Consider the following 25,291-nt stretch of genomic DNA (forward strand, 5'->3'; position numbering starts at 1 on the left):
ACGTGCTGGCGTCGGTCGCCTCGACCACGCCGGGCGCGGGCCCGGTCGAACGCTGCGACGCCGCGGCGCGCTAAGCTCGGCCTTCGTCCGCATCGACACGATCCGTCATGAGCGCCGTCCTGCCCGACCACCCCGCCATCGAAACCGCCGCCGCGCGTATCGCCGGCCGCGTGCGCGTCACCCCCGTCGTCGAACTGGAGCGCGGCGCGTTCGGATTGGCGCCCGCGGCCGCCGTCACGCTGAAGCTGGAAAGCCTGCAGCACGCCGGCTCGTTCAAGCCGCGCGGCGCGTTCAACCGCGTGCTGGCGCAGGCCGCGCTGCCCGCCGCCGGCCTGATCGCCGCCTCCGGCGGCAACCACGGCGCCGCGGTGGCGCACGTCGCGCGCACGCTCGGCGTGCGCGCGGAGATCTTCGTGCCGGAGATCGTCGCGCCGGCCAAGCTGGCGCGCCTGCGCGACTACGGCGCGGACGTGCGCGTCGGCGGCCGCGATTACGCCGAGGCATTGGCCGCCTGCGAGGCGCGCCGCGCCGAGAGCGGCGCGCTGCCGGTGCACGCCTACGACGACGTCGACGTAGTCGCCGGCCAGGGCACGCTGGCGCGCGAGCTGGAAGCGCAGGCGCCGCGGCTCGACACCGTGCTGGTCGCGGTCGGCGGCGGCGGGATGATCGCCGGCGTCGCCGCGTGGTACGCCGGCCGCGTGCGCGTGGTCGGCGTGGAGCCGCACGGTTGCGCCACGCTGCGCCGCGCGCTGGACGCCGGCGTGCCGGTGGACGTGCCGGTATCGGGCCTCGCCGCCGACAGCCTCGGCGCGCGCCGGGCCGGCAGCATCGCGTTCGCGCTGGCGCAGGCGCATGTCGCCGACGTGGTGCTGGTCGACGACGACGCCATCCGCGCCGCGCAGCGTGCGCTGTGGCGGGAGCTGCGCGTGTTCGCCGAGCCCGGCGGCGCCACCGCGCTGGCCGCGCTGCTGGCCGGCGCGTACCGGCCGGCGCCGGGCGAGCGCGTCGGCGTGATCGTCTGCGGCGGCAACGGCGATCCCGCCGCGCTGGCGTGACCCGCGCGCCTGCGGATCGAGGATCGCCGCCCGCGCGGCGCCCGCCGCGTACGGTCATCTCTTTGCGGCGCGGGACGCTTCGCGGCACCATGGCGGTCTTTACGGAGATCGCCCGATGACCGATGCCCTGGCCGCGCTTTATCCCGCCCACCTCGCCACCCTGCGCACGCGCACCGAGACGGCGCTGGCGCGCTCCGGCCACGATCACCTGCTGGTGCCGGCGGGCGTCGCGCACTACCAGTTCCTCGACGACCGGCCGTATCCGTTCGCGGTCAACCCGCACTTCAAGGCCTGGCTGCCGGTGACGAACGCGCCCGGCTCCTGGCTGGTCTACACGCCGGGCCGCAAGCCCAAGCTGGTGTTCCTGCAGCCGCACGACTACTGGCACGTGGTGCCGCAGGCGCCGGCGGGTTACTGGGTCGAGCACTTCGACGTCGCGATCATCCGCCGCCCCGAGGAGGCGCGCGCGCACTTCCCCGCGGACGCCGCGCGCTGCGCGATCCTCGGCGAGGCGAACGCCGCCGTGGACGGCTACGCGCCGAACAACCCGCAGGCGGTGCTCGACCACCTGCACTACCACCGCGCCTACAAGACGCCGTACGAACTGGAGATGATGCGCCGGGCCAGCGCGGTCGGCGCGCGCGCGCATCGCGCCGCCGAGCGGGCGTTCCGCGCCGGCGAATCCGAGTACGGCATCCACATGGCCTACCTGCACGCCGCGGCGCAGACCGACAACGAACTGCCCTACGCCAACATCATCGGCCTGAACGCGCACGGCGCCGTGCTGCACTACACCGACTTCGAGCGCACGCTGCCGGCGCAGGCGCTGAGCTTCCTGATCGACGCGGGCGGCAGCTTCTGCGGCTACGCCAGCGACATCACCCGCACCCATGCGGCAGCGCAGGCGGGCGAGTTCCAGGCGCTGATCGACGCGGTCGACGCGGCCCAGCGCGGCTTCTGCGCGCGCGTGCGCGCCGGCCAGGACTACGCCGCGCTGCACCTGCACGCGCACCACGTGCTGGCCGGCGTCCTGCGCGAGCACGGCTTCATCCGCGCGAGCGCGGAGAGCGCGGTCGCGTCCGGCGTGTCGGCGGCGTTCTTCCCGCACGGTCTCGGCCACGGCATCGGCCTGCAGGTGCACGAGGTCGCCGGTTTCCAGAAGAGCGAGACGGGCGGCGCCATCCCGAAGCCGGAGGGCCATCCCTACCTGCGCCTGACGCGCACGCTCGCGCCCGGCATGGTGGTGACGATCGAGCCCGGCATCTACTTCATCCCGATGCTGCTCGACGAGCTGAAAGCGAAGCCGGCCGGCCGCGACGTCGAATGGGCGAAGGTCGACGCGTTCCGCAAGTACGGCGGCATCCGCATCGAGGACGACGTCGTCTGCACCGACGGCGAACCCGAGAACCTCACCCGCGACGCCTTCGCCGCCGCGTAGCCGGCGCGGATCGGCACGCCGCCCCGTCCACCGGCCACCGGCGTCGGCGCGGGGCGGGGCGGCCGCATCTTGCGCGTTGCGCCGTCCTGCGCGAAACGTCGCGGCCGCGCCCCGTCGGGGAGAGAGGGGAAAGCGCCACGCCATGAGGCGGCGCGTGGAAGCCGCAAGCCATAGCCGCGCGACCTGCCCCCTGAAACGGTGCGCTTCGCGCGGCCCATCGGCCGCAACACGGGTTTGACCCCCGTCAAACTCCGCCGTCATCGAACCGCGATCATCGTCGACGACACGGCACGCTGCGACGGACTGCCGCGCCGCCTCTCGGCTGCGGCAGGCGTACGCCGCGCGCGCGGCAAGAGGGCATCGCGATGACGCCTGCGACACGACTCCCGGCAGCGCCCCGCGGCGCGCCCGCCCCGCGCCGCGAGCTGCGTCGCCTGGGCTTCGAGCTGGTCGGCGCGGTGATCGTCAAGCTCGCCCTGCTGCTGGCCGTCTACTACGCCTTCTTCGCGCCGTATCCGCGGCCGGACACGTGCCCCGCCGCGATCGAACGCACGCTCGCACCTACGCAAGGGAGCTGACCATGCCCGACACCAGCGTCGTCGACCTGTCGCGCCTGCAGTTCGCGCTGACCGCGCTGTACCACTTCCTGTTCGTGCCGCTGACGCTCGGCCTGTCGTGGATGCTCGCCATCATGGAGAGCGTCTACGTGATGACCGGGCGCGAGATCTGGAAACGCATGGTGCAGTTCTGGGGCGTGCTGTTCGGCATCAACTTCGCCATGGGCGTCGCCACCGGCGTGACCATGGAATTCCAGTTCGGCACCAACTGGGCCTACTACGCGCACTACGTCGGCGACATCTTCGGCGCGCCGCTGGCGATCGAAGGGCTGATGGCGTTCTTCCTCGAGGCCACCTTCGTCGGCCTGTTCTTCTTCGGCTGGGAGCGGCTGAGCCGGCTGCAGCACCTGGTCTGCACCTTCCTCTTGGCGCTCGGCACCAACCTGTCGGCGGTGTGGATCCTGATCGCCAACGCCTGGATGCAGAACCCGGTCGGCGCCGCGTTCAACCCCGACACCATGCGCATGGAGATCACCTCGTTCAAGGAAGTGATCCTCAACCCGGTCGCGCAGGCGAAGTTCGTGCACACCGTCAGCGCCGGCTACGTGGTCGGCGCGATGTTCGTGCTGTCGATCAGCGCCTGGTACCTGCTGCGCGGGCGCAACCTCGAGTTCGCCAAGCGCTCGATGACGGTGGCGGCGAGCTTCGGCCTGGCCGCGGCGCTGTCGGTGGTGGTGCTGGGCGACGAGTCCGGCTACACCGTGTCCGAGAACCAGAAGATGAAGCTGGCCGCGATCGAGGCGATGTGGCAGACCGAGCCGCCGCCGGCCGCGTTCACCGTGTTCGGCCTGCCCGACGTCGCCACGCGCACCACGCACGCGGCGGTGCGCGTACCGTGGGCGCTCGGCCTGATCGCCACGCGCTCCACCGACACGACGCTGCCGGGCATCAACGACCTGGAGCAGCACGCCGAGGAACGCATCGCCGACGGCCTGATGGCGTATGACGCGATGCTGAAGCTGCGCGCCGATCGCGGCGACGCCGACGCGCGCCTCGCCCTCAAGGATCACGCCGACGACCTCGGCTACGCGCTGCTGCTGAAGCGCTTCATGGACGATCCGCGCCAGGCCACGCCGGCGGACATCCGGCGCGCAGCCGCGAGCACCATCCCCGACGTGCCGGTGCTGTTCTGGTCGTTCCGCGCGATGGTCGGCCTCGGCTTCTTCTTCATCGCGCTGTTCGCGTACTCGTTCTGGCTGGCCAGCCGGCGCCGCCTCGACGCGCACCGCTGGTATCTGCGCGTGGCGCTGTGGAGCCTGCCGCTGCCGTGGCTGGCCGCGGAGCTCGGCTGGATCGTCGCCGAGTACGGGCGCCAGCCGTGGGCGATCGAGGGCGTGCTGCCGACCGCGCTGGGCGTGTCCTCGGTGACCGCCGCACAGGTGCTGTTCTCGCTGGGCGGCTTCGTGCTGTTCTACACCGCGCTCGCCGTGGTCGACGCGATGCTGATGCTGAAGTACGCGCGCAAGGGTCCGGACGGCCTCGGCATGTGGCCGCCGCCGGCCACCGCGCCGGCGATGCCGCTGCAAGCCGCCGCGAACGCCTGACCGACAAGGAGCCGCGCCATGTTCGACTACGAATTCCTGCGCGTGACCTGGTGGCTGATCCTCGGCGTGCTGCTGATCGGCTTCGCGATCTTCGACGGCTTCGACTTCGGCGTGGCCGCGCTGCTGAAGGTGATCGGCCGCAACGACGAGGAGCGGCGCGCGCTGCTGGAGACCATCGAGCCGGTGTGGGAAGGCAACCAGGTATGGTTCGTGCTCGGCGGCGGCGCCGCGTTCGCGGCGTGGCCGCTGCTGTACGCGGTGTCGTTCTCCGGCCTGTACATGGCGATGTTCGTGGTGCTGCTGGCCTTCATCGTGCGGCCGGTCGGCTTCAATTTCCGCAACAAGATGCCGGGCGCGCGCTGGCGCGGCTTCTGGGACTGGGCGTTGACCCTGTCCGGCGTGGTGGTGGCGCTGGTCGCCGGCGTCGCCTTCGGCAACCTGTTCCTCGGCGTGCCGTTCCGCTTCGACGAGGAACTGCGCATGACCTGGCAGGGCGGCCTGCTCGACCTGTTCCACCCGTTCGCGGTGCTGGCGGGCCTGGTCAGCCTGGCCATGCTGGCCACGCACGGCGCGACCTACGCCGCGCTGAAGGCCGACGAGGCGCTGGCCGCGCGCGCCGCGCGCGTCGCGCGCATCGGCGCGCTCGCCTTCCTCGTCGCCTACGCGCTGGCCGGCGCCTGGCTGGCCTACCGCGTGCCGGGCCTCGCGATCGGCGCGGTCGAAAGCGGCGAAGGCGCCTCCAATCCGCTGTTCAAGACGGTCGCGGGCAGCGCCAACTGGTTCGGCGGCTACGCGCTGCGGCCGCTGTTCTGGCTGGCGCCTGCGGCCGGCGTCGCCGGCGCGTTGGGCGTGCTGGCGCTGGCCGGGCGGCGCGGACTGGGCGGCTTCCTCGCCTCCAGCGCGATGATCGCCGGCACCATCCTCTCGGCCGGCTTCGCGCTGTTCCCGTTCCTGCTGCCGTCCAGCCTCGATCCGCGCTCCAGCCTGACCGTGTGGGACGCTTCCTCCAGCCGCGCCACGCTGGGCATCATGCTGGTCTGCGTGCTGGTGTTCCTGCCGATCGTGCTGGCCTACACGGCCTGGGTCTATCGCGTGCTGCGCGGGCGGGTGACGCTCGAGCAGGTGCGCAAGAGCCACGGCATGTATTGAGTCGCCACCGTCAAAGTCCCTACCATTCGCCGCTGCAGGAGACTCGCGAGCCATGTGGTACTTCAGCTGGGTCCTCGGTCTCGGCCTGGCCTGTGCGTTCGGCATCCTCAACGCCATCTGGTACGAGGTGCAAGCCGACGAACAGGCCCGCCGCGACCGCCGAGGGCGCTGAAATTCCCGCGCAACGTCACGGTCTTCGCTTTTTCGCGTGTGGAGACCGTCGATGCGCATCCTGATTTTCGTCGCCGCCATGGCCTGCATGCAGGCCGTGGCTGCCGCCGTACCTGCATCGCAGCCCGACGACGAGGCGACCCTGACTGCCTCCGCGCCCTCGCGCGCGCATCCGGCCGACGCGCGGCCGGCGAAGAATCGCCCCGACCCCGCCGCCGCGCGGCTGATCGAGGCGCCGCCGTTCGGCCTGGTCACCGTCTACGCGCCGCAGGGCGCGGCGCGCGGCCTGCTGCTGTTCGCCTCCGGCGACGGCGGTTGGAACCTCGGCGTGCGCGACATGGCGCACACCGCCGCCGGGCAGGGGCTGTGGGTGGCCGGCTTCGACATGCCGAAGTTCCTGAAGACCGTGGACGCCAACGCCGGCGGCTGCACCGACAGCGGCGCGCTATTGGCGCAACTCGCCGCGCGCATCGAGCGCGACCTCGGCCTGCCGCGCGCGCTGCCGGTGCTGCTGGCCGGCTATTCCTCCGGCGCCACCCTGGTCTACGCCGCGCTGGCGCAGGCGCCGCAGGGCACGTTCGCCGGCGGCCTCAGCCTGGGCTTCTGCCCGGACCTGATGTTCCACCGCACGTTCTGCCCCGGCGCGGGCCGCCTGACCAGCTTCATGCAGACCAGCCCGTTCCGCTCGCCGGTGTTCAACCGCGCCGAACGCCTCGGCGCGCCGTGGCGGGTGCTGCAGGGCGACATCGACCAGGTCTGCGCGCCGCACTACGCGCCCGACTACGCACAGGGCGCCGACGGTGCGCGCGTGTGGCCGCTGCCGCACGTCGGCCACGGCTTCGGCGTGCCGCACAACTGGATGCCGCAGTACCGCGAGGCGCTCGAAAGCCTGCTGCCAGCGCCGCATGCGACCATGGGCGCACCTTCACCCGAGCGCTGAACCGGAACGCCGCATGGACGTCACGCCGACCGACACGCCCGTCGACGCGCCGCAGCCCGCCTCGCGACTGGCGCGCCTGCGCTGGGCGATCCCGCTCGGCTTCCTGCTGCTGACCGGCGGGCTGCTGTGGCGCGAGCTGGCCGGTTTCGACCTGCGCGACATGGAGCACACCCTGGTGCACGTGCCGACCGTGCACGCCGCCGGCATGGCCGCGCTGGCGCTGCTGGCGGTCGCGTTCACCGGCCTGATCGACCTGCGCATCGCGCGCTGGCTGGGAATCGGCGTGCCGCTGCGCGAGATGCTGCGGCTGTCGTTCGTCGCCAACGCGCTGGCCAACACGCTGAACCTGTCCGGCGCGGTCGGCTCCGGCGTGCGCCTGCTCGGCTTCTCCGCGCAGCAGGTGCCGCTGAAGCGCACCGCCGCGCTGATCGGCCTGCAGGTGCTGTCGCTGCCGCTGGGCCTGTCGGCGATGGTGATCGCCGCGCTCGCCGCCGGCATCACGCCGGTGACGCCGAACGCCGCGACCCAGGCGCTGGCGCTGGCGGTGCTGGCCGCGGCGGCGCTGTACCTGCCGCTGTACTTCCTGCTGACCGGTCGCCGCGCACTGATGCGCTGGCTGCCCGACGACGCCGGCCTGCCGCCGCTGCGCCTGCGCTTCGAACTGGCGCTGCTGTCGCTGACCGACTGGCTGCTGGCCGGCGCCGTGCTGTGGCTGTGCCTGCGCCTCGCCGGCGTGCCGGTCGAGCTGACGGTGCTGCTGGGCGCCTACACCGGCGCCGCGGTACTCGGCCTGGTCAGCATGATCCCCGGCGGCTTCGGCGTGTTCGACGGCCTGCTGCTGCTGGCGCTCAGCGGCGCCGGCCTGCCCGCCGCGGGCATCACCGCCGGCCTGATCCTGTTCCGCGTCGCCTACTACCTGCTGCCGCTGCTGGCCGCGCTGTACCTGGGCGCCGCCATGCTGGCGCAGCGCGTGCCGGTACTGACGCGGCTGCGCGCGCGCCTCGCCGGCCATCCGCTGTTCGGCGTGCTCGGCCTGCCGGCCAGCATGCTCGCCGACCTCGGCGTGCGCCTGCTGGCGCTGCTGACCTTCGGCGCCGGCGTGCTGGAGCTCGGCTCGGCGGCGATGCCCTCGCTGCAGGAGCGATTCATCCACGCGCGTCACCTGCTGCCGCTGCAGGCGATCGAAGGCTCGCACTGGCTGTCGGTGCTGACCGGCGTGCTGCTGCTGGGCCTGGCGCGCGGCATCGACGGCCGCCTGCGCATGGCCTATCGCGTCGCCCAATGGGTGCTGTGGATCAGCGCCGTGCTGGCGGTGACGAAGGGCCTGCACTGGGGCGAAGCGGCGTTCCTGCTGGCGGTGTCCGGCCTGCTGCGCACGCGCCGCGCCGACTTCTCGCGCCGTGCGATGAACCTGTCCTCGGCGCGCACGCTGGGCTGGCTGACCGGCCTGATCGTGGTGGTGACGGTGTTCTTCGCGATCGGCGTGGCGGCGGTGCTGGGCGACGACAGCTTCGACCTGTGGGAGGTCGGCCTCGGCGCGCACAGCTCGCGGCTGGGCCGCGGCCTGGCGGCGGCGCTGATCGGCCTGGTGCTGTACCTGATCTGGCAGGCATTCGCGGTGAAGCGGCCGCAACTGCCCAAACCCGACCGCGCCGAGCTGGAGCAGGCGCGCGCGCTGTACCAGCAGCACGGCGGCGGCGAATTCGCCCACCTCACCTTCATGGGCGACAAGCATCTGCTGTGGGCCGCCGACCACGCGGCGGTGATCGCCTACGGCGCGATCCGCGATCGCCTCGTCGCGCTGGGTTCGCCGTGCGGCGCGCCGGAGGCGATCGAGCGCGCCATCCTCGACTTCCGCCGCTTCGCCGACAGCCAGGACCGCGTGCCGGTGTTCTACGAGGTGCTGGAACCCGAACTATCCGTCTACCACGACCTCGGCTTCGACCTGTTCAAGCTCGGCGAGCTGGCGCTGGTGCGCCTCGATGAGTTCTCCCTCGCCGGCAAGCGCTGGGAAGACCTGCGCCAGGCGGTCAACCGCGCCGCGCGCGAACAGCTGACATTCGAGATCGCGCAACCGCCGTTCGATACCGCGGTGCTGGCCGACGTCGAGCGCATCTCCGACGCCTGGCTGGCCGACAAGGGCTCCGGCGAGAAGGGTTTTTCGCTGGGCCGCTACGATCCCGACTACCTCGCCTGGAGCCCGCTGGCGCTGGTGCGCCGCGCCGGCGAGCCGATCGCCTTCGCCAACGTGCTGCCGCCATACGGCCCCAACGGCACCGCCAGCGTCGACCTGATGCGCCACCTGCCCGACGCGCCGCGCGGCACCATGGACTACCTGTTCGCGCAGGTGATGCAGTGGGCGAAGGAGCAGGGCTACGCGACGTTCAGCCTGGGCATGGCGCCGCTGTCCAACGTCGGCGCCAATCCCTACGCGCGCACCAACGAGCGCCTCGCCGCGCTGGCCTTCCAGCACGGCAACAAGCTGTACAACTACCAGGGCGTGCGCCGCTACAAGGACAAGTTCAGGCCGGAATGGGTCGGCGCCTACCTCGCCTACCCGCGCGGCTTGTGGGTGCCCGGCCTGCTGCTCGACATCGCCGCGCTGGTGTCGGGCGGCTATCGGCGGTTCGTGTTCGGCGGGTAGGTGCCGGGCAATTACTCAACTTGTACACCGCGCGTATACGCGTAGGTGGCCTGACTTAATTGGCTACGTCCCCATATTCCCATACAGGCAGGGATCCAGCGGCATCAGCATTCAAGGCTGACGCAGGTCGTTGCCGGTTAATTGCCTCCGTCCCCAATTCTCCATGCGCAAGGCACGACGGCTCGTGCGACCGTACACGCTTCCCTGATGCGCGCTCATAGGGATCCCTCCGTCTCCGCCGTCAGCGTGCGGCTGCGAAGCCAGCACGCCGAACAGCCTATGGCCGGCGCGTCTTGCCGACGCTGCACGAAGCGCAGCGCGCCGAGAACCTGTTATCTGCTGTTTCCGCGCGGGGGAGACACCCGGGACCAATCCCGCGACACCCACCGCTTGAGAATCGGTGTCGGAAAGTCGGGGATATTCAGTCGGCCTTTCGGTTCGTCATGCGAATAATCTATCACAACATGACGTTACCTTCTAAAAGATTTGTAATTGGCTACGCCCCCATGTTCCGCCCTATTTCAATTGACTAACCACCCCTATCTTTATTCCTAATTTCTGCCTCGAACTCTTCGATCGCCCTAAGCGCCTGCTCTTTCTGAATGCTTAAATTGGCGTTCTTCACAAGCTTCACTTTGTTCTTCCTCTCACGCAGAACAGACAGCTGCGCTCCCGGGTCATCGCTCAACGACAGGGGAAGCATAGTCAGACTATCTGCCAACTCGCCCGCGGAAAGAAGGCCTTCGTGGGCGAGACCAAGGAGCCCCTCCATATCATGGTCCGCAAAAAGCCCAAGCGAGATTAGAGAATCCTCCAAATTGCCACCATCCAACGTTTTTATATTTTCCGCCATGTACCGCGCAGCCCACGAGTCTCCACGACCCACAAGCTTTTCGAGCCGAGAGAGATAAACGTTTGATTGTTTAACCAAGTTCCAGCAATTAATTCCTTCCGCCTTTGACACTCCAAAGAGTGTATGACGAGACGGATGTGCCATAAAAGTATCGAGAGCACTTTGGCAATTAGCAGCGGAAACACCACCGCCATCGGCGCACGAAGAAGACAAGCACACTAACGCGGTTAAATAAAACGCCATCAATGCCCGCATTGAGTTTCTCCTGCGCTTCTACGACCAATCCAGCCCACAAATGCACCTATTAGTGGATTTCCCCAACAGTTACGCTAATTGAGCCCGTTCCGTCTGCCTGAATCACAGCATTAATTTGATTCAACGCATCTATCGTGTTTCCTAAGAAATCGGTTTTGTGCGACGTTCCAGCACCAATACACCCCTTGAAGTTCCTAGGGTAACTTCCGTTGTGAATTTGAATATTCTCATACCCAGGAACGTTCTCCAACTCAACTCGATGCGGCGTATGATCTGATCTAATAACGGCATCATATGTGCCAGCAGGTATTGGTGTTTTGCTGCCATTGTCGCCAGCATGAGCATTTTCCATCGTGTAGCCAGAAAACGAACTTGACGTTCGATCACTTACAACACTTATCGTTCCTGCCACACTTTTCCCTGTAGTCGAGTAAGTTCGATTTGCAATCGTGATTGTGACACGCATACCGGATGGATCGACAAGCTGGACGGAATCGCCAACCGCGTAGCTATATGTATTGCCCCCCCCGAGTAATCCTATTGGGTCACTCTCGACATATCTTCCCGCCGCCGCATCGTAATCCCGAAACCCATTGTTCCAGTACCCCGTCTCCGCATCATAGTACTGCCCCGGGAAGCCCAGGTTCAGCGTGAGGCCGTTCGCCAGCACCACGTTGCGCGTGAAGGCCAGGTTCCGCGCCCGCCAGACGAGCGTGCGGCCGGCGTCCGTCACCGCCTCCGGCCGCCCCACCTGGTCCACGTGGATGGCCGCGACCTGGCCCCCGCTGATCCGCCCGATCAGCCGCCCGTTCAGCCACACGTAGTCGACCCAGGCGCCGTCGTCGTTCTCCGCCAGCAGCGCGTTGCCCAGGTCCGGCGCGAAGTAGGTCGTGCCCGCCACCGACGTCTTGCGCAGCCGCAGGCCTTCCGGGTTGACGTAGTAGCTCGTCCCCGCCGCCTGCACCAGCCGGTTGAACGCATCGAACTGGTACGTCGTGCCGGTCGACAGCGAGGTCAGGTTGCCCTGCGGATCGTAGCCGTAGGTGACGCCCGTGCGGCCCAGCAGGCGGTTGCCCGCGGCCGCATAGCTCAGGGTGTCGCTGGCGCCGTTGACCACCTGGGTGAGGCGGTTGCCGTTGGCGTCGTAGCCGTAGCTCTCGTTCGCAGCGTCGCCGAACACCGAGGTCAGCCGCGACTGGGCGTCGTAGCCGAAGTTCTGCGTCAGGCTGCCGTCGATGCCGTTGGCGATCTGCGTGATGCGGTTTGCTGCGTCGTAGGTGAAGCCGAGGCTCTGCACCCCCGGCACGCTGATCGCGGTCAGCCGCAGGTCGGTGTCGTAGCTGAGCGTGGCGGCCAGCCCGTTGCTCGACGTCCAGGACGCCATCGCCAGGTCGCCGGCGCGGTAGCCGATCGCGCTGGCGCCGGTCACCGCATTGCCGCCGACCGTGAGCGTGACGCCCGAGACCACGCCGCGCGTATACGCGTAGGTGGCCTGGTTGCCGTCCGGGTAGCCTACCGTCGCCACGCCCGCCGATGCGGGTTCGTCAGGCGACGAGTCCAGCGCCGACAACCTCGGCGCGCTGCCTTGCTACTCCGGCAGCGCCTCGAGGATCGCCTGCCCCAGCTTGGCGTAGTCGCCTTCGTAGTGGTGGCCGCCGGGCAGTTGCACCCAGTGCACCTGTTTGCGCGCGGCGGGGCCGGTGCAGTAGGCGCCCTGTTCGGTCTGGCCGGAGACGCACACCAGCGGCACCTTGCTGGCGGCGACTTCGGGGTCGACCGGCAGCGCGCCCGGCTGGTGCACGTCGCCGAACCAGTCGCCGACCTTGATCTCGAACACCGCCTCGGGATCGGGCGAGATCATCACGCCGCCGGCGACGCGCGAGCGCGCGTCCTCGGGCAAGCGGTTCGCCACCACTGGCACCAGGCCGGCGCCGAAGGAATAGCCGATCAGCACGAAGCGCGCGTGCGGATACTGCGTGCCGTAGTGCCGGACGATGCGCGCGACCGCCTGCGCGGTTTCCTCCGGCGTGCGCTTGTGCCAGAAGAATTCCAGCGAGCTCATGCCGACCACGCGCACGCCGTGCTGCGCCAGCACCGCGGCGACGCCCTTGTCGAGGCCGGCCCAGCCGCCGTCGCCGGTGAGGATCACGGCGATGCGGCCGTCCTCCGCGCCCTGCGGCGCGATCTCGGTCAGCGGCAGGTCGCCGAGCGCGTCGTCGTTCGCGGCGGCGCCGGGCGGCGGCGCGTTCAGCGCGTCCAGCGTGCCAGCCAGCGCGGCGCCGTCATGCGCCTGCGCATCGGGAACGTAAGCGAACAACTCGCGCAGCGCGCCGAACGGGCCATTCATGCGCGCGCCGGCGGCCGGCGCCGGCGCCGCCCACGGCAACGGCAGCGGCGTCACCGGGGCGATGCGGAAGCCGCGCGCGGCGGCGATGGTCGCCACGCCGGCATCGCCGGGGCAGAACGCGCGCGGCAGGCGCAGGTCGAAGTCCCAGCCCAGCGTCGCCACGCCGGCGAAGGTGCCGGCCGGCGCCTGCACGCCCAGCGCGTAGACGAAGCCCGCGCCGGCGCCGAAGCCGGCGAGATACGGCGGCTGGTAACCCGGCATGGCGACGTGGCGCTCCATCCAGTGCGCCAACTCCTCGACGTGGCCGGCCGGATAGCTGCACTTCTCGTTCAGCGCTTCGAGGCGCTTGAGGTAGGCCGGCAAGCTGACGGTGAACACCAGGCCGCCGCGCTCGGCGAGGCCGCGCGCGTAGGCGGCGGTGGCACCATCGGGGCCGGCGAGGTCGGAAAACAGCAGCACGCTGCGCCGCGACGCGCCGGCCGGGCGCGCGATCGCCACCGGGCCGAACAGGCCGTAGTCCAGCGTTTCGACGGCGGGCAGCGGCACGGCGGCCAGCGCCAGGTTCAGCAACGTCGCGATCATGGGAAATCCTTGCGCTGCGCCAGCAGCGCTTCCAGTGCGTCGGGTTCCTTCGGCACGGCGGCGGTCAGCACTTCGGGCGCGCCGGCGGTCACGGCGACGTCGTCCTCGATGCGGATGCCGATGCCACGCCAGCGCTCCGCCACGCCGCGTTCGTCGGGCGGGATGTAGATGCCGGGCTCGACCGTCACCACCATGCCGGGTTCCAGCAGGCGCGGTTCGCCGTCGACGCGGTAGTCGCCGACGTCGTGCACGTCGAGGCCGAGCCAGTGGCCGGTCTTGTACGGGAAAAAGCGCCGGTAGGCGCCGCTGGCGATCGCCGCGCGGGCGCCGCCCCGGAGCAGCTTGAGCGCGCACAGGCCCTCGGCGATCACCTGCACCGCGGCCTCGTGCGCGGCGCTGAACGGCCGGCCGGGGCGCACCTCGTCGATCGCCGCTTCCTGTGCTGCCAGCACGACCTCGTACAGCGCGCGCTGCTCGCGCGACCAGCGGCCGCCGATCGGGAACGTGCGGGTGATGTCGGAGGCGTAGCACTCGACCTCGGCGCCGGCGTCGATCAGCAGCAGGTCGCCGTCGCGCAACGGCGCACGGTTGGCGCTGTAGTGCGCCACGCAGGCGTTGGCGCCGCCGGCGACGATCGGCGGATACGACGGCACCGCGCCGCGCGCGCGCATGGCGTGCAGCAGCGCGGCCTCGACCTCGTACTCGCCGGCGCCGGGGCGGGTGGCGCGGATCGCGGCGTGATGGGCGTGCGCGGCCACCTCCGCGGCGCGGCGCATCAGCTTCAGCTCGGCGCGCGACTTGTACAGGCGCTGGTCGTGCAGCAGGTGCGCCAGCGCGACGAATTCCTTCGGCACCACGCCGCCGCCGCGCAGCGCGCGCAGCCGGCGCACCCACATCAGCAGCTTGGCGTCGAAGTCGGCGTCGCGGCCGAAGTGGCAGTACAGGCGCGCGCGGCCCTCGATCATGCCGGGCAGGATGTCGTCGATGTCGTCGATTGGGAACGCGTCGTCCTTGCCGAAGTCGCGCACCGCGCCCTCGCTGCCGATGCGCGCGCCGTCGAAGCGCTCGCGCTCGGGCGCGCGCTCGCGGCAGAACAGGATCGTCTCGCCGGCGCGGCGCCCGGGCAGCAGCGCCAGCACCGCCTCCGGCTCGGGAAAGCCGGTGAGGTAGTGGAAGTCGGAATCCTGCCGGTACGGGTAGGCGGCATCGGCGTTGCGCATGCGCTCGGGCGCCGCGGCCACGATCACCGCGGCGTCCTCGCCGGCCATGCGCATCAACTGGCGCCGGCGCCGCGCGAACTCGGCAGGTGCGATCATCAGTGCAGGGTGCCGGGACCGGGCTTGACGCCAGGCTTGACTCCGCGCCGCGGCAGGTTCAGCTCGACGTACAGCAGCAGCACGCCGACGCGCACGAACTCGAGCACCTCGGCCAGCGCGTTCTCGTCCTCGTCGTCGTTGCCGTAGGCGAAGCGCGAGCCGGCGATGGTGCCGAGGTCGCGCAGGATCTCCTGGCCGTCGTCGCTGAGCGGACGCTGCGCGCCGAGCCCGGCCAGGCCGAGCCCGCCGAGAAAGCCGCGGCACCATTCGACCAGCGCGTCGGCGCGTTCGGCGAGCGGGCGCCCGTCCTCCGGCAGCAGCGGTGCGAAACCGAGCTCCGGATCCTCGAGCTGGGCGTGACATTCGCCGTAGAGTTGCTCCAGCACGCGGTGCGCGCCGTTGGCGGCACCGGCGTCCTCGCCCTCCAGCGCCAGCGCTTCGAGGAAGTCGCGCGCGCCGGCGCGGCCGCCGCCGCACAGGTAGCCGGTCAGCGAACCGTGCAGGTCGCTGGCGGCGACGCCGAAGCGCAGCCGGGCCAGCGCGGCGCCGAGTTCGGCGTGGGTGATGGAGGGTATCTCGGCCATGGCGCTCCCGTCGGCGCGAATTCTAGCAGCGGCGACCGGCGCCGCGGCACGTTCCGTGCAGGTTTCCCGGCCAGGCCCTACACTCCCCGCAGGGGGATATCGCGGACGCGCATGACCACGTGTGCATCGAGAAAACTCCGGCCGCTGCGCCGGATGCTGTGCGCGACCTGCCGCCGCCTGGCGCTGCTGGCCTTGGTGCTCGCCTGCGCGACGGTGGCGGCGCACGAGCGCGACTACTACTTCGAAACGCTGACCAGCGCCAACGGCCTGGCGCAGAACAGCGTCACCACGATCCTGCAGGATCCGCAGGGCTACCTGTGGTTCGTCACCCAGGGCGGCCTGCACCGCTACGACGGCTACCGCCTGCAGCGCTACCCGCACGACCCCGCGCGCGCCGACAGCCTTCCCGACAACCTGGTGTCCTCGCTGTCGGTTGCCGGCGAGGGCCGCCTCTGGGTGGGTTCGAACGCGGGCGGCCTGACCCTGTTCGATCCCGCCAGCAACCGCATCGTGCCCCTGCCGGCGACGGTCGGCCGTCCCGACCTGCCGGTATTCGCGCTCAGCGGCACGCCGGGGGGGCGGCTGCTGGTGGCCAGCGCCGAGGGCATCGACGCCGTCGATCCGCCCTACCGGCAGCGCGTGCCGCTGTGGCGGGCGCCCTCGCGCGAGCGCTCGTTCACCTACGGCTTCACGCGCTGCCCCGACGGCCAGGTCTACGCCACCACCTTCACCGGCCTGCTCGCCTTCGACCCGCACGCCACCACGGCGCGCGCGCTGGCGCGGCCCGCCGTAATCGCCCCCGAGACCGCGCTCTGCGCGGCCGCCGGCGAGCTGTTGCTGGGCGGCCCGCACGGCCTGTTCCGCTACCACCCCGCCGACGGCAGGCTCGCGCGCCTGTGGCCGGCGGCCGGCGCGGAAGCGCGCGCCACCGACGTCAGCACGATCGCGCGCGACCACGACGGCCGGCTCTGGCTGGGTGTGCGCGAGCTGGGGCTGGTGCGCCTCGACCCGGGCAGCGGCGAGGCGCGCATCCTGACCCCCGATCCGGACTTGCCGGGCAGCCTGCCGCAGTCGTACGTCAATACCCTGTTCGTCGACCGTTCCGGCCTGCTCTGGGCGGGACTGCGCTCGCACGGCGTCGCCTTCACGGATCCGGGCGGAACGCTGTTCCAGGACGTCATCGACACGAGCGCCGCGCGCACCCCCGAGGGCAACTTCGTGCGCGCGCTGTACCAGACCCCCGACGGCGCACTGTGGGTCGGTGCCGACAGCACGCTCAAGCGCTACGACCGCCGCAGCCAGCAGTTCACCGATTACGGCGCGGCCCTCACGCAGGCGCAGGAGAGCGCAGCGGCGCACGCCGCGGAAGCCGAGCGCGACGCCTTTGCACGGGCGCTCGGCGCGAACGACAGCGAGCCCGGCGTGCGCGTGTACCGCATCGCCGGCATCGGCGATGGCCGGCTGGCGGTGGCCACCAGCCGCGGCCTGTTCCAGTTCGATCCGGCCAGCGGCGGCGCGCGCGTCTATCCCATGGACGCCCACGCCAGCGCGCTGGCTGCGGTCGGCGTGCGCGCGCTGGCGGTGGACCGCGACGGCAGCCTGTGGCTGGGCCTGTCCGGACGCGGCCTGCTGCACGTGCGCGACGGCCACGTGGTGCGCCACTACCGGCACGATCCGGCCGATCCGCAAAGCCTCGCCTCCGACATCGTGGTGGTGCTGGCACAGAACCACGATGGCCGCGTCTGGGCCGGCACCACGGACGGCCTGTCGCTGATCGACCCTGCCAGCGGCACGATCCGCACCTTCCGCGAGAATCCGGGCCACCCGGACTCGCTGAGCGGGCGCGTGGTCACCGATCTGCAGGTGGCCGACGACGGCACGCTGTGGGTCGGCACGCAGAGCGGCCTCAACCGGCTGGTGGCGACGGACGCCCGCGGCGCGCACTTCCGCCGCTACCTGGTCAGCGAAGGCCTGCCCGACCCGACCGTCTACTGCGTCCTCGACGACGCCTCCGGGCAGCTCTGGATCAGCTCCAACCTCGGCATTTCGCGGCTGAATCCCGCCGACGGCAAGGTACGCTCGTTCACCCTGCGCGACGGCCTGCAGGGCCTGGAATACAACAGCAACGTCTGCCTGCGCCTGCGCTCCGGCGAACTGATGTTCGGCGGAGTGGCCGGCATGGACCGCGTGCAGCCGGAACGCCTGCGGCAGAGCGGCTACGATCCGCCGGTGGTGGTCACCGCGGTGCAGATCGACAACCGCCTGACCGACGCGTCGCCGCCCGCCGACGGCCAGTTGCGCCTGCAGCGCGCCGATCGCCTGCTGCGCGTCGACTTCGCCGCGCTCGACTTCGCCGCGCCGGCGCTGAACCGCTTCCAGTACCGCCTGCACGGCTTCGACAACGACTGGATCGACGCCGGCACGCGGCACAGCGCCACCTACACCAACCTGCCCGCCGGCCGTTATCGCTTCGAGGTGCGCGGCAGCAACCACGAGGGCGTGTTCGGCAAGGGCGTGGCCGCGCTCGGCGTCGAGGTGATGCCGCCGTGGTGGGCGACCCGCACGATGCGCGCGGCGCTGGCGCTGGCCGCCTCGCTGGCGGCCCTGCTGGGCTGGTACGCCTGGCGCGGCAGGCGCCGCGAGGAGCGGCGCCACCGCGAGCAGTTGCAGCAGCACGAGGACCGCCTGCGGCTGGCCCTGTGGGGCTCGGGCGACGAGTTCTGGGACTGGGACATGCGCCAGGGCCAGCTCTACCGCATGGGCGCCGACCAGTTGCTCGGCAGCCGCCGCGGCGACCGCATTTCCGCCGAGGACTGGCGCAATTTCGCCGTGCATCCGGACGACCTGCCGCGCGTCGAGCGCGCGCTGGCCGACCACGTCAACGGCCTGACCGACCACTTCGAGGCCGAGTACCGCGTGATCAACGCGCGCGGCGAATGGGTGTGGACGCTGTCGCGCGGCAAGGTGGTCGAGCGCGACGCCCAGGGTCAGCCGCTGCGCGTGTGCGGCACCGCGCGCGACGTGACCTTCTCGCGCGCGATCGAGCGCGATCGCCGCATCGCCGCCGAGGTGATCCGCAGCATGGCCGAGGCGGTCACCGTCTGCGATCTGGACTTCCGTTTCACCTCGGTCAACCAGGCCTTCACGCGCATGGCCGGCTACGGCGAGGAAGAGGTGCTGGGCCAGGACGCGACCATCCTGAATTGCCACCAGCACCCGCCCGAGGCCTACGAGCAGGTGCGCCGCATCCTCACCGAGACCGGCCACTGGCGCGGCGAGCTGTGGCAGCGGCGCAAGGACGGCGAGGAGTTCCTGTGCTGGATGGAACTCAGCGAAGTGCGCGACGCCGGCGGTGCACGCACCCACTACGTCGGCGTGCTGTCCGACATCACCGACCGCAAGCGCGTCGAACAGGAGCTGCGCTACCTCGCCAACTACGACACCCTGACCGGCCTGCCCAACCGTACCCTGCTGGGCGAGCGCCTCGGCCACGCGATCATTCGCGCGCGCCGCAGCGGGCGCAAGGTCGCCGTGCTGTTCCTCGACCTCGACCGCTTCAAGCACGTCAACGACTCGATGGGCCACGCCGCCGGCGACCGCATGCTGAAGGCGGCCGGCGCGCGCCTGCGCGCCTGCGTGCGCGAGCACGACACCGTCGCCCGCCTGGGCGGCGACGAGTTCACCGTGGTACTGGAGGACATCCGCGACACCCTCGACGCCGAGACGATGGCGCGCAAACTGCTGGAAGCCTTCAGTGCGGCGCTGGAACTGGAAACCAGCCAGGAAGTGGTGATCTCGCCGTCGATCGGCATCAGCCTGTACCCGGACCACGGCCAGGTGCCGACCGACCTGCTGAAGTACGCCGACACCGCGATGTACCAGGCCAAGGACCGCGGCCGCAACACCTGGATGGTGTACACCGAGGCCATGGACGCGCAGGCGCGCATGCGCGCCACCATGATCGCCGCGCTGCGCCGCGCGCTCGAGCGCAACGAGTTCAGCGTGGTCTACCAGCCCAAGCAGTCGCTGTCCGACGACCGCATCACCGGCGTCGAGGCGCTGCTGCGCTGGCACAGCGAGGATCTCGGCGAGATCCCGCCCAGCGAGTTCATCCCGCTGGCCGAGGAAACCGGGCAGATCGTCGAGATCGGCGAGTTCGTGCTGGCGACGGCCTGCGCCGAGCTGCGCCGCTGGCGCGAAGCCGGACTGCGCGGCCTGACCATGGCGGTGAACCTGTCGGTCGCCCAGCTCACCCGCGGCGAGCTGACCAGCCACCTGTGCGACATCCTCGCCGAGCACGACGTCGCGCCCGACCAGCTCGAGCTGGAACTCACCGAGAGCATGGTCATGGCCAACGCCGAGCAGTCGGTGCGCACGCTCGGCGAGCTGAAGGCGATCGGCGTGCGCGTCGCCATCGACGACTTCGGCACCGGCTACTCGTCGCTGGCCTACCTCAAGCGGCTGCCGATCGACAGCGTCAAGATCGACAAGGAATTCGTCGGCGACATCACTTCCGACCCCGACGACGAGGCGATCACCGCCACGGTGATCGCGATGGCGCACTCGCTGGGCCTGAACGTCGTCGCCGAGGGCGTCGAGACGCGCGAGCAGCTGGAGTACCTTCGCGAGCAGAACTGTGACGAAATCCAGGGACACTGGCTGTCGCGGCCGCTGCACGCGGAGGCCTGCCTCGCTTTCCTGCAGCAGCGCGTTGACCGCCTGCGCGTCAGCCACCTATAGTCGATCGCCATGACCGATGCCGATCCGCTCAAGGCCGAAATCCAGGCTCTGGACGTCTCCCTCGACAGCCTGCTGGACACGCTCAGGCGGCTGGCCGAGGAGAACCAGAGCCTGCGCCACAGCCAGGAACAGCTCGCCAGCGAGCGGGCCGGGCTGCTCGCGCGCAACGAGCAGGCGCGCACGCGCGTCGAGGCGATGATCCAGCGCCTGCGCGCACTGGAAAACCCGGGCTGACGCCCGCGGCAGGGGGAACCGCGATGAGCGCCGCCGAACCGGTCAACGTCAAGCTGCTGGACCGCGAGTTCCTCGTCGCCTGCGCGCCCGAGGAGCGCGCCGGCCTGCTCGCCGCCGCCGCGCTGATCGACGGCAAGATGCGCGAAATCCGCGCCAACGCGAAGACGCCGGGCTTCGACCGCATCGCGGTGCTCGCCGCGCTCGGCGTGGCACACGAATTGCTCGACCTGCGCCAGCGCCACGACGCGCAGGCGCGCACGCTGAGCGACGGGCTCGGCACGCTGCGACGCAAGCTTGAAGGCGCCCTGCTGACGCACTTAAAATAGCCGCAAGGTGTCCCCTGCGGTGTGCGACCAGCGCACTCCAACATTTGCCTTGTTCCTATTACACGACCCCGGGTCGGCAACAACGCGGTCAGTGCGCAAGTCCGTCACGTGCGGAAAGCCTAAAGCCACGTAAGCCCTCCCACCTGATCCTCGGGATCAAGGTCGTTCGGTGCGCACCGGCACCGCGGAGGGCACCCCACTTTCTTCCCGCACGGAACCTGCGTGGACGCCGCCGACCGCCGTGACCAGCGTGCGCGCCTGAGCGAGCGGCGCCAGGCCCTTCCCGCCGCCGCGCGCATCGAAGCCGCGCAAGGCGTCGCGCGCCAGCTCGAGCGGCTGCCCGAGTTCATGGTCGACCCGCGCATCGGCGGCTACTGGGCCGTGACCGGCGAGCTGCCGCTGAACATCGCCGTCGGCCGGCTGGGCGCACGCGGGCAGCGCTACCACCTGCCGGTGATCGCCGGTGCACGCAGCCTGATGTTCGCGCCGTACCGCAGCGGCGATGCGCTCGAAGCGAACCGCTACGGCATTCCCGAACCGGTCGTGCCGCGCGCGCAGTGGCTGTCGCCGCCGGAACTGGACGTGGTGCTGGTGCCGCTGCTGGCGTTCGACCGCCGCGGCCACCGGCTCGGCTTCGGCGGCGGCTACTACGACGCCAGCTTCGCCTTCCTGCGCGAGCAAGCGCGGCCGGCGCGGCCGCTGCTGGTCGGCGTCGGCTACGCGTTCCAGGAAATCTCCGCGCTGCGCGCGCAGCCCTGGGACGTGCGCCTCGACTACGTCGCCACCGAGCAGGACCTGATCGACTGCACCGCCGCCTGAGACGAGACGCGATGGCCCACTGGCTGATGAAGTCCGAACCCGAAGCCTTCTCGATCGACGACCTCGCGCGCAAGCGCAAGGAAGCCTGGGACGGCGTGCGCAACTACCAGGCGCGCAACTTCATGCGCGACGGCATGCGGCCCGGCGACAAGGCGTTCTTCTACCACTCCAACTGCGCCGCGCCCGGCATCGTCGGCATCGCCGAGGTCGCCAGCGCCGCCTACCCCGACCCCACCCAGTTCGACCCGCGCAGCCGCCACTTCGACGCCGGCAGCACGCGCGACGAGCCGCGCTGGGTGCTGGTCGACGTGAAGTACGTGCGCAAGCTGAAGCGCATCATCACCCTCGACGAGCTGAAGACCCACCCCGAACTCGCGGCGATGCCGCTGGTGCAGCGCGGCACCCGCCTGTCCGTGCAGCCGGTGACGCAGGCCCAGTGGGACTTCATCCTCGGGCTGGAGTGAGCCGGCGCCGGAAACCGGAACGAACGACATGGCGCGATTGCCGCGCAGGCGGGAATCCCCTGCGCCTCCCGCGCGCATGCCGAAACGCGGCAGCGACGATAGGCTATCCTGACCGCCGCCGCGGCCACGGCCGCCGTCCACCACCTACCGCGCATCCTCATGAGCAAAGACAACGAGAAACGCCTGGCCGGCGAAGCCGCGATCCGCTACGTCGAGGACGGCATGGTGGTCGGGGTCGGCACCGGCTCCACCGTCGCGTACTTCATCGAAGCGCTGGCCAGGCGGCGCGACCGCATCGAGGGCGCGGTGTCCAGCTCCGAGCAGAGCACGCGCCTGCTGCGCGAGCGCGGCATCGAGGTGCTGGACCTCAACGCCGCCGGCGAACTGCCGCTGTACGTCGACGGCGCCGACGAGTGCGATCCGCACAGGCGCCTGATCAAGGGCGGCGGCGCCGCGCTGACGCGCGAGAAGATCGTCGCCGCGGCGTCGAAGCGCTTCGTCTGCATCATCGACAGCGGCAAGCGCGTGGACATCCTCGGCAAGTTTCCGCTGCCGGTCGAGGTGATCCCGATGGCGCGCAGCTACGTCGCCCGCGAGATCGTCAAGCGCGGCGGCAATCCGGTGTGGCGCGACGGCGTCGTCACCGACAACGGCAACTGGATCCTCGACGTGCACGGCCTCGCCATCGTCGACCCGGTCGGCCTCGAGCGCGACCTCAACCAGCTCGCCGGCGTGGTCACCGTCGGCCTGTTCGCGCAGCGCCCCGCCGACGTCGTGCTGGTCGGCGACCGCGAGATGACCTGAAGCGCGACGCGCCGGGTCAGCGCGCGAGCGACGCGAGCACGTTCGCCATGCCGGCCTGCTGCAGCAGCGCGAGCGCCGCGACGCGCTCGGCGCGGTGCAGGTCGTCGTCAGCAACGAAAGGCGTCGCGCGCAGGCGCTCGATGTAGGCTTGCGGCAAACCCTGCTGCTGCGCGCCGGCGACGACCAGCGCCAGGTACCAGTCGTAGGGCGGCACGTCGACCCAGCGCCTGAGCGCGCGATAGGCCAGCACCTCGACCACGCCGCCGCCTTCCGGCACCACCTCCACCATGCAGCGCTTGTAGCCGTCGTCCGTGCCTTCGGCCAGATTGAGCGCGGGGAACCGATCCTCCGGCACGTCCCACAGCACGCCGTGCACGGCCTCGCCTTCGGCCGACTCGAATGCGCACTTGCTCGACCCGTCCGCGCTGGCCTTGTCGAACACCAACCGGTTATCCGGCAGCGCCGCGCGCCCCACATGGACCACGCCGGGACAGCACGCCAGCAGCCGCTCGCGCAGCAGGTTGGGCCCATAGGTGAAGTAGCGGATCGTGGTCATCGTGCCTCCCGCAGACCGCTCCGAAGCCGTCTTTGCGTCATCTGCGGCGCTTCGGCGGCGCGCCCATGGGCTCCACCCTCGCGCCGCAGCACTCGCAGCGATCCGCGCTCGCGCCGGCCGCAGAATCCCCGCGCAGCACCGCCGGCTATCGTCTGCGTCCGCGGAAACGCGCGCAAGGACGCAGATCAAGATCGCAACGGCCGTTCGCCGTACGCGGCACAACTGCCCCGACCCTGCACGCGGCTTCAGCCGCCATCCCGCTTCGGGATGAGCCCGGAAACCACAGGCACAAAAAACCCCGCAATCGCGCGGGGTTTTTGTTCTTCGGGTCTCGCCGAGACCGTTGGATGGCTGGGGGACTAGGATTCGAACCTAGATAGGCAGAGTCAGAGTCTGCAGTCCTACCATTAGACGATCCCCCAAAAACGGATCGCTGCCAGTAGCCCCGATCAGCGCTTGGAGAACTGGGTGGCGCGGCGGGCCTTGTGCAGGCCGACCTTCTTGCGCTCGACCTCGCGGGCGTCGCGGGTCATGAAGCCGGCCTTGCGCAGCGGCGACTTCAGCGTCTCGTCGTACTCGACCAGCGCGCGGGCGATGCCGAGGCGGATGGCGCCGGCCTGGCCGGTCATGCCGCCGCCCTCGACCGTCACCAGCACGTCGAACTTGTCGGCGCTCTGGGTCAGCTCGAGCGGCTGGCGCACGATCATGCGCGAGGTTTCGCGGCCGAAGAACGCGTCGAGCGGCTTGCCGTTGACGGTGATGTTGCCGCTGCCCTTGCGCAGGAACACGCGCGCTGCGGAGCTCTTGCGGCGGCCGGTACCGTAATTCTGCTGCGTCGTCGCCATGGGATCCTCAGATTTCGAGCGGCTGCGGTTGCTGGGCGGTATGCGGATGCTCCGCGCCGCGGTACACCTTGAGCTTCTTGAACATCGCGCGGCCGAGCGGATTCTTCGGCAGCATGCCCTTCACGCCGATCTCGATCGCGCGCTCGGGGTGCTTGGCCAGCATGTCGCGCAGCGACATCGACTTCAGGTTGCCCACGTAACCGGTGAAGCGGTGGTAGTACTTGTCGTCGAGCTTGGCGCCGGTGACGGCGACCTTCTCGGCATTGACCACCACGATATAGTCGCCGGTGTCCACATGCGGGGTGAACACGGGCTTGTGCTTGCCGCGCAGCCGGCGCGCGATCTCCGAGCACAGTCGGCCAAGCGTCTTGTCCGTGGCGTCGACCACGAGCCAATCGCGCTTGACGCTCTCCGGCTTGGCGCTGAACGTCTTCATCTCGAAACCTTTGCCGTTCGAGGCACTTAAAAGTCAAAACGAAAGGCGCGAGAGAATAGCGGATGCCTCTCGCGCACGCAAGCCCGCGGGCCGCGGGTCGGGGAACGCACATGATAGCATGACGGGGATGTCCGAGACTCCCCGCGCCGACCGCATCGTCGCCCTGGCCGACCAGTGCGTGCAGTGCGGGCTGTGCCTGCCGTACTGCCCCACCTACGGCCTGGACCGCACCGAGACGGAGTCGCCGCGCGGCCGCATCGCCCTGGCACGGGCCGTCGCCACCGGCACCCTGATCGCCGACGCCGACCTGTGCGGCCACCTCGACCACTGCCTCGGCTGCCTGGCTTGCGAGCGGGTGTGCCCGTCCGGCGTGCAGTACGGCGCGCTGCTGGCCGAGACCCGCGCCCTGCTCGGCCCGTCTTCGCCGCGCGTGCGCCGGCTGGCCGCGCTGCTGGAGCGACCGGCCCTGCTGCGCGCGGTCGCCGCCCTGCTGCGCGCGACCGCGGCCTGGCGCTGGCTGCCGGCGCTGGCGCGGCGGCTGCCGGCCGACTCGGCGCTGCGTGCCGCGCTGG

The 25,291-nt window shown here is 70.5% G+C and carries 23 protein-coding genes, 1 tRNA gene and 1 other RNA gene; 16 read left to right on the forward strand and 9 right to left on the reverse strand.

All coding sequences use genetic code 11. The features are described 5' to 3' along the window. The first annotated feature begins 107 nt into the window (after positions 1-107). The 8 genes from ABFC67_RS14030 to mprF all read left to right on the forward strand — a co-directional run bounded on the left by ABFC67_RS14030 (position 108) and on the right by mprF (position 9,558). Positions 108-1,055: a threonine/serine dehydratase gene (locus ABFC67_RS14030; RefSeq protein ID WP_346738652.1), complete on the forward strand. Its 948-nt coding sequence runs from the start codon at positions 108-110 to the stop codon at positions 1,053-1,055. Positions 1,056-1,170: 115 nt separating this feature from the next. Then, complete coding sequence (pepQ, locus tag ABFC67_RS14035; protein ID WP_346738653.1) at positions 1,171-2,493, forward strand: Xaa-Pro dipeptidase; 1,323 nt, start codon at positions 1,171-1,173, stop codon at positions 2,491-2,493. A gap of 365 nt (positions 2,494-2,858) precedes the next feature. Next, complete coding sequence (cydP, locus tag ABFC67_RS14040) at positions 2,859-3,071, forward strand: cytochrome oxidase putative small subunit CydP (protein ID WP_346738654.1); 213 nt, start codon at positions 2,859-2,861, stop codon at positions 3,069-3,071. A gap of 2 nt (positions 3,072-3,073) precedes the next feature. After that, positions 3,074-4,654: a cytochrome ubiquinol oxidase subunit I gene (locus ABFC67_RS14045; RefSeq protein ID WP_346738655.1), complete on the forward strand. Its 1,581-nt coding sequence runs from the start codon at positions 3,074-3,076 to the stop codon at positions 4,652-4,654. Positions 4,655-4,672: 18 nt separating this feature from the next. Next, on the forward strand, positions 4,673-5,803 hold the full coding sequence (gene cydB, locus ABFC67_RS14050) for a cytochrome d ubiquinol oxidase subunit II (RefSeq protein WP_346738656.1): 1,131 nt from the start codon (positions 4,673-4,675) through the stop codon (positions 5,801-5,803). Between the two features lie 52 nt (positions 5,804-5,855). Next, the gene (gene cydX / locus ABFC67_RS14055; protein ID WP_346738657.1) at positions 5,856-5,975 is read left to right on the forward strand and encodes a cytochrome bd-I oxidase subunit CydX; all 120 of its coding nucleotides are present in this window, start codon (positions 5,856-5,858) and stop codon (positions 5,973-5,975) included. Between the two features lie 51 nt (positions 5,976-6,026). Beyond that, positions 6,027-6,914, forward strand: a complete 888-nt coding sequence (locus ABFC67_RS14060; protein WP_346738658.1) for an AcvB/VirJ family lysyl-phosphatidylglycerol hydrolase — start codon at positions 6,027-6,029, stop codon at positions 6,912-6,914. 13 nt (positions 6,915-6,927) lie between these two features. Continuing rightward, positions 6,928-9,558 carry a bifunctional lysylphosphatidylglycerol flippase/synthetase MprF gene (gene mprF, locus ABFC67_RS14065; protein ID WP_346738659.1) on the forward strand — a complete coding sequence of 877 codons (2,631 nt, stop codon included), beginning with the start codon at positions 6,928-6,930 and terminating at the stop codon, positions 9,556-9,558. A gap of 529 nt (positions 9,559-10,087) precedes the next feature. Here mprF and ABFC67_RS14070 read toward each other — a convergent pair. The 5 genes from ABFC67_RS14070 to ABFC67_RS14090 are packed head-to-tail and all read right to left on the reverse strand — an operon-like array spanning position 10,088 to position 15,495. Continuing rightward, positions 10,088-10,666 (reverse strand): hypothetical protein, encoded by a 579-nt coding sequence (locus tag ABFC67_RS14070; RefSeq protein WP_346738660.1) that lies wholly within the window; start codon positions 10,664-10,666, stop codon positions 10,088-10,090. A gap of 49 nt (positions 10,667-10,715) precedes the next feature. Next, the gene (locus ABFC67_RS14075) at positions 10,716-12,236 is read right to left on the reverse strand and encodes a DUF5675 family protein (protein WP_346738661.1); all 1,521 of its coding nucleotides are present in this window, start codon (positions 12,234-12,236) and stop codon (positions 10,716-10,718) included. Between the two features lie 18 nt (positions 12,237-12,254). Next, positions 12,255-13,595 (reverse strand): AcvB/VirJ family lysyl-phosphatidylglycerol hydrolase, encoded by a 1,341-nt coding sequence (locus ABFC67_RS14080; RefSeq protein WP_346738662.1) that lies wholly within the window; start codon positions 13,593-13,595, stop codon positions 12,255-12,257. Then, positions 13,592-14,911: an aminopeptidase P N-terminal domain-containing protein gene (locus tag ABFC67_RS14085; protein ID WP_346738663.1), complete on the reverse strand. Its 1,320-nt coding sequence runs from the start codon at positions 14,909-14,911 to the stop codon at positions 13,592-13,594. Before ABFC67_RS14085 ends, ABFC67_RS14080 begins: the two co-directional genes overlap by 4 nt. Further along, complete coding sequence (locus ABFC67_RS14090) at positions 14,911-15,495, reverse strand: UPF0149 family protein (RefSeq protein WP_346738664.1); 585 nt, start codon at positions 15,493-15,495, stop codon at positions 14,911-14,913. The genes ABFC67_RS14085 and ABFC67_RS14090 overlap by 1 nt, the downstream gene beginning before the upstream one ends. A 111-nt stretch (positions 15,496-15,606) precedes the next feature. Here ABFC67_RS14090 and ABFC67_RS14095 point away from each other — a divergent pair, with 111 nt between their 5' ends. The 7 genes from ABFC67_RS14095 to rpiA all read left to right on the forward strand — a co-directional run bounded on the left by ABFC67_RS14095 (position 15,607) and on the right by rpiA (position 22,882). Continuing rightward, entirely contained in the window at positions 15,607-20,235 is a 4,629-nt protein-coding gene (locus ABFC67_RS14095; RefSeq protein ID WP_346738665.1) for an EAL domain-containing protein, read from the forward strand. 9 nt (positions 20,236-20,244) lie between these two features. After that, positions 20,245-20,469, forward strand: coding sequence for a TIGR02449 family protein (locus ABFC67_RS14100; protein WP_346738666.1), 225 nt, complete (start codon positions 20,245-20,247; stop codon positions 20,467-20,469). Positions 20,470-20,492: 23 nt separating this feature from the next. Then, complete coding sequence (locus tag ABFC67_RS14105) at positions 20,493-20,795, forward strand: cell division protein ZapA (RefSeq protein WP_346738667.1); 303 nt, start codon at positions 20,493-20,495, stop codon at positions 20,793-20,795. 8 nt (positions 20,796-20,803) lie between these two features. Beyond that, a non-coding RNA gene (gene ssrS, locus ABFC67_RS14110) (6S RNA) lies at positions 20,804-20,990 on the forward strand. Between the two features lie 27 nt (positions 20,991-21,017). Further along, positions 21,018-21,614 carry a 5-formyltetrahydrofolate cyclo-ligase gene (locus ABFC67_RS14115; protein ID WP_346738668.1) on the forward strand — a complete coding sequence of 199 codons (597 nt, stop codon included), beginning with the start codon at positions 21,018-21,020 and terminating at the stop codon, positions 21,612-21,614. Positions 21,615-21,625: 11 nt separating this feature from the next. Next, positions 21,626-22,078 carry an EVE domain-containing protein gene (locus ABFC67_RS14120; RefSeq protein WP_346738669.1) on the forward strand — a complete coding sequence of 151 codons (453 nt, stop codon included), beginning with the start codon at positions 21,626-21,628 and terminating at the stop codon, positions 22,076-22,078. Positions 22,079-22,237: 159 nt separating this feature from the next. Beyond that, positions 22,238-22,882, forward strand: coding sequence for a ribose-5-phosphate isomerase RpiA (rpiA, locus tag ABFC67_RS14125; protein WP_346738670.1), 645 nt, complete (start codon positions 22,238-22,240; stop codon positions 22,880-22,882). Between the two features lie 16 nt (positions 22,883-22,898). On the opposite strand, the gene ABFC67_RS14130 is transcribed toward rpiA, so the two are convergent. The 4 genes from ABFC67_RS14130 to rplM all read right to left on the reverse strand — a co-directional run bounded on the left by ABFC67_RS14130 (position 22,899) and on the right by rplM (position 24,719). Then, complete coding sequence (locus ABFC67_RS14130; RefSeq protein WP_346738671.1) at positions 22,899-23,438, reverse strand: gamma-glutamylcyclotransferase family protein; 540 nt, start codon at positions 23,436-23,438, stop codon at positions 22,899-22,901. Positions 23,439-23,786: 348 nt separating this feature from the next. After that, positions 23,787-23,860, reverse strand: a tRNA-Gln gene (locus ABFC67_RS14135). Between the two features lie 27 nt (positions 23,861-23,887). Next, positions 23,888-24,283 carry a 30S ribosomal protein S9 gene (gene rpsI / locus ABFC67_RS14140; protein ID WP_346738672.1) on the reverse strand — a complete coding sequence of 132 codons (396 nt, stop codon included), beginning with the start codon at positions 24,281-24,283 and terminating at the stop codon, positions 23,888-23,890. Between the two features lie 7 nt (positions 24,284-24,290). Beyond that, positions 24,291-24,719 (reverse strand): 50S ribosomal protein L13, encoded by a 429-nt coding sequence (gene rplM / locus ABFC67_RS14145; protein ID WP_346738673.1) that lies wholly within the window; start codon positions 24,717-24,719, stop codon positions 24,291-24,293. Between the two features lie 127 nt (positions 24,720-24,846). Here rplM and ABFC67_RS14150 point away from each other — a divergent pair. Then, positions 24,847-25,291, forward strand: a 445-nt coding sequence (locus ABFC67_RS14150; protein ID WP_346738674.1) for a 4Fe-4S dicluster domain-containing protein, incomplete at its 3' end; no start/stop codon positions are given.

The organism is Mizugakiibacter sp., assembly GCF_039680435.1.
In the GTDB taxonomy this organism is placed as follows: Bacteria; Pseudomonadota; Gammaproteobacteria; order Xanthomonadales; family Rhodanobacteraceae; genus Mizugakiibacter.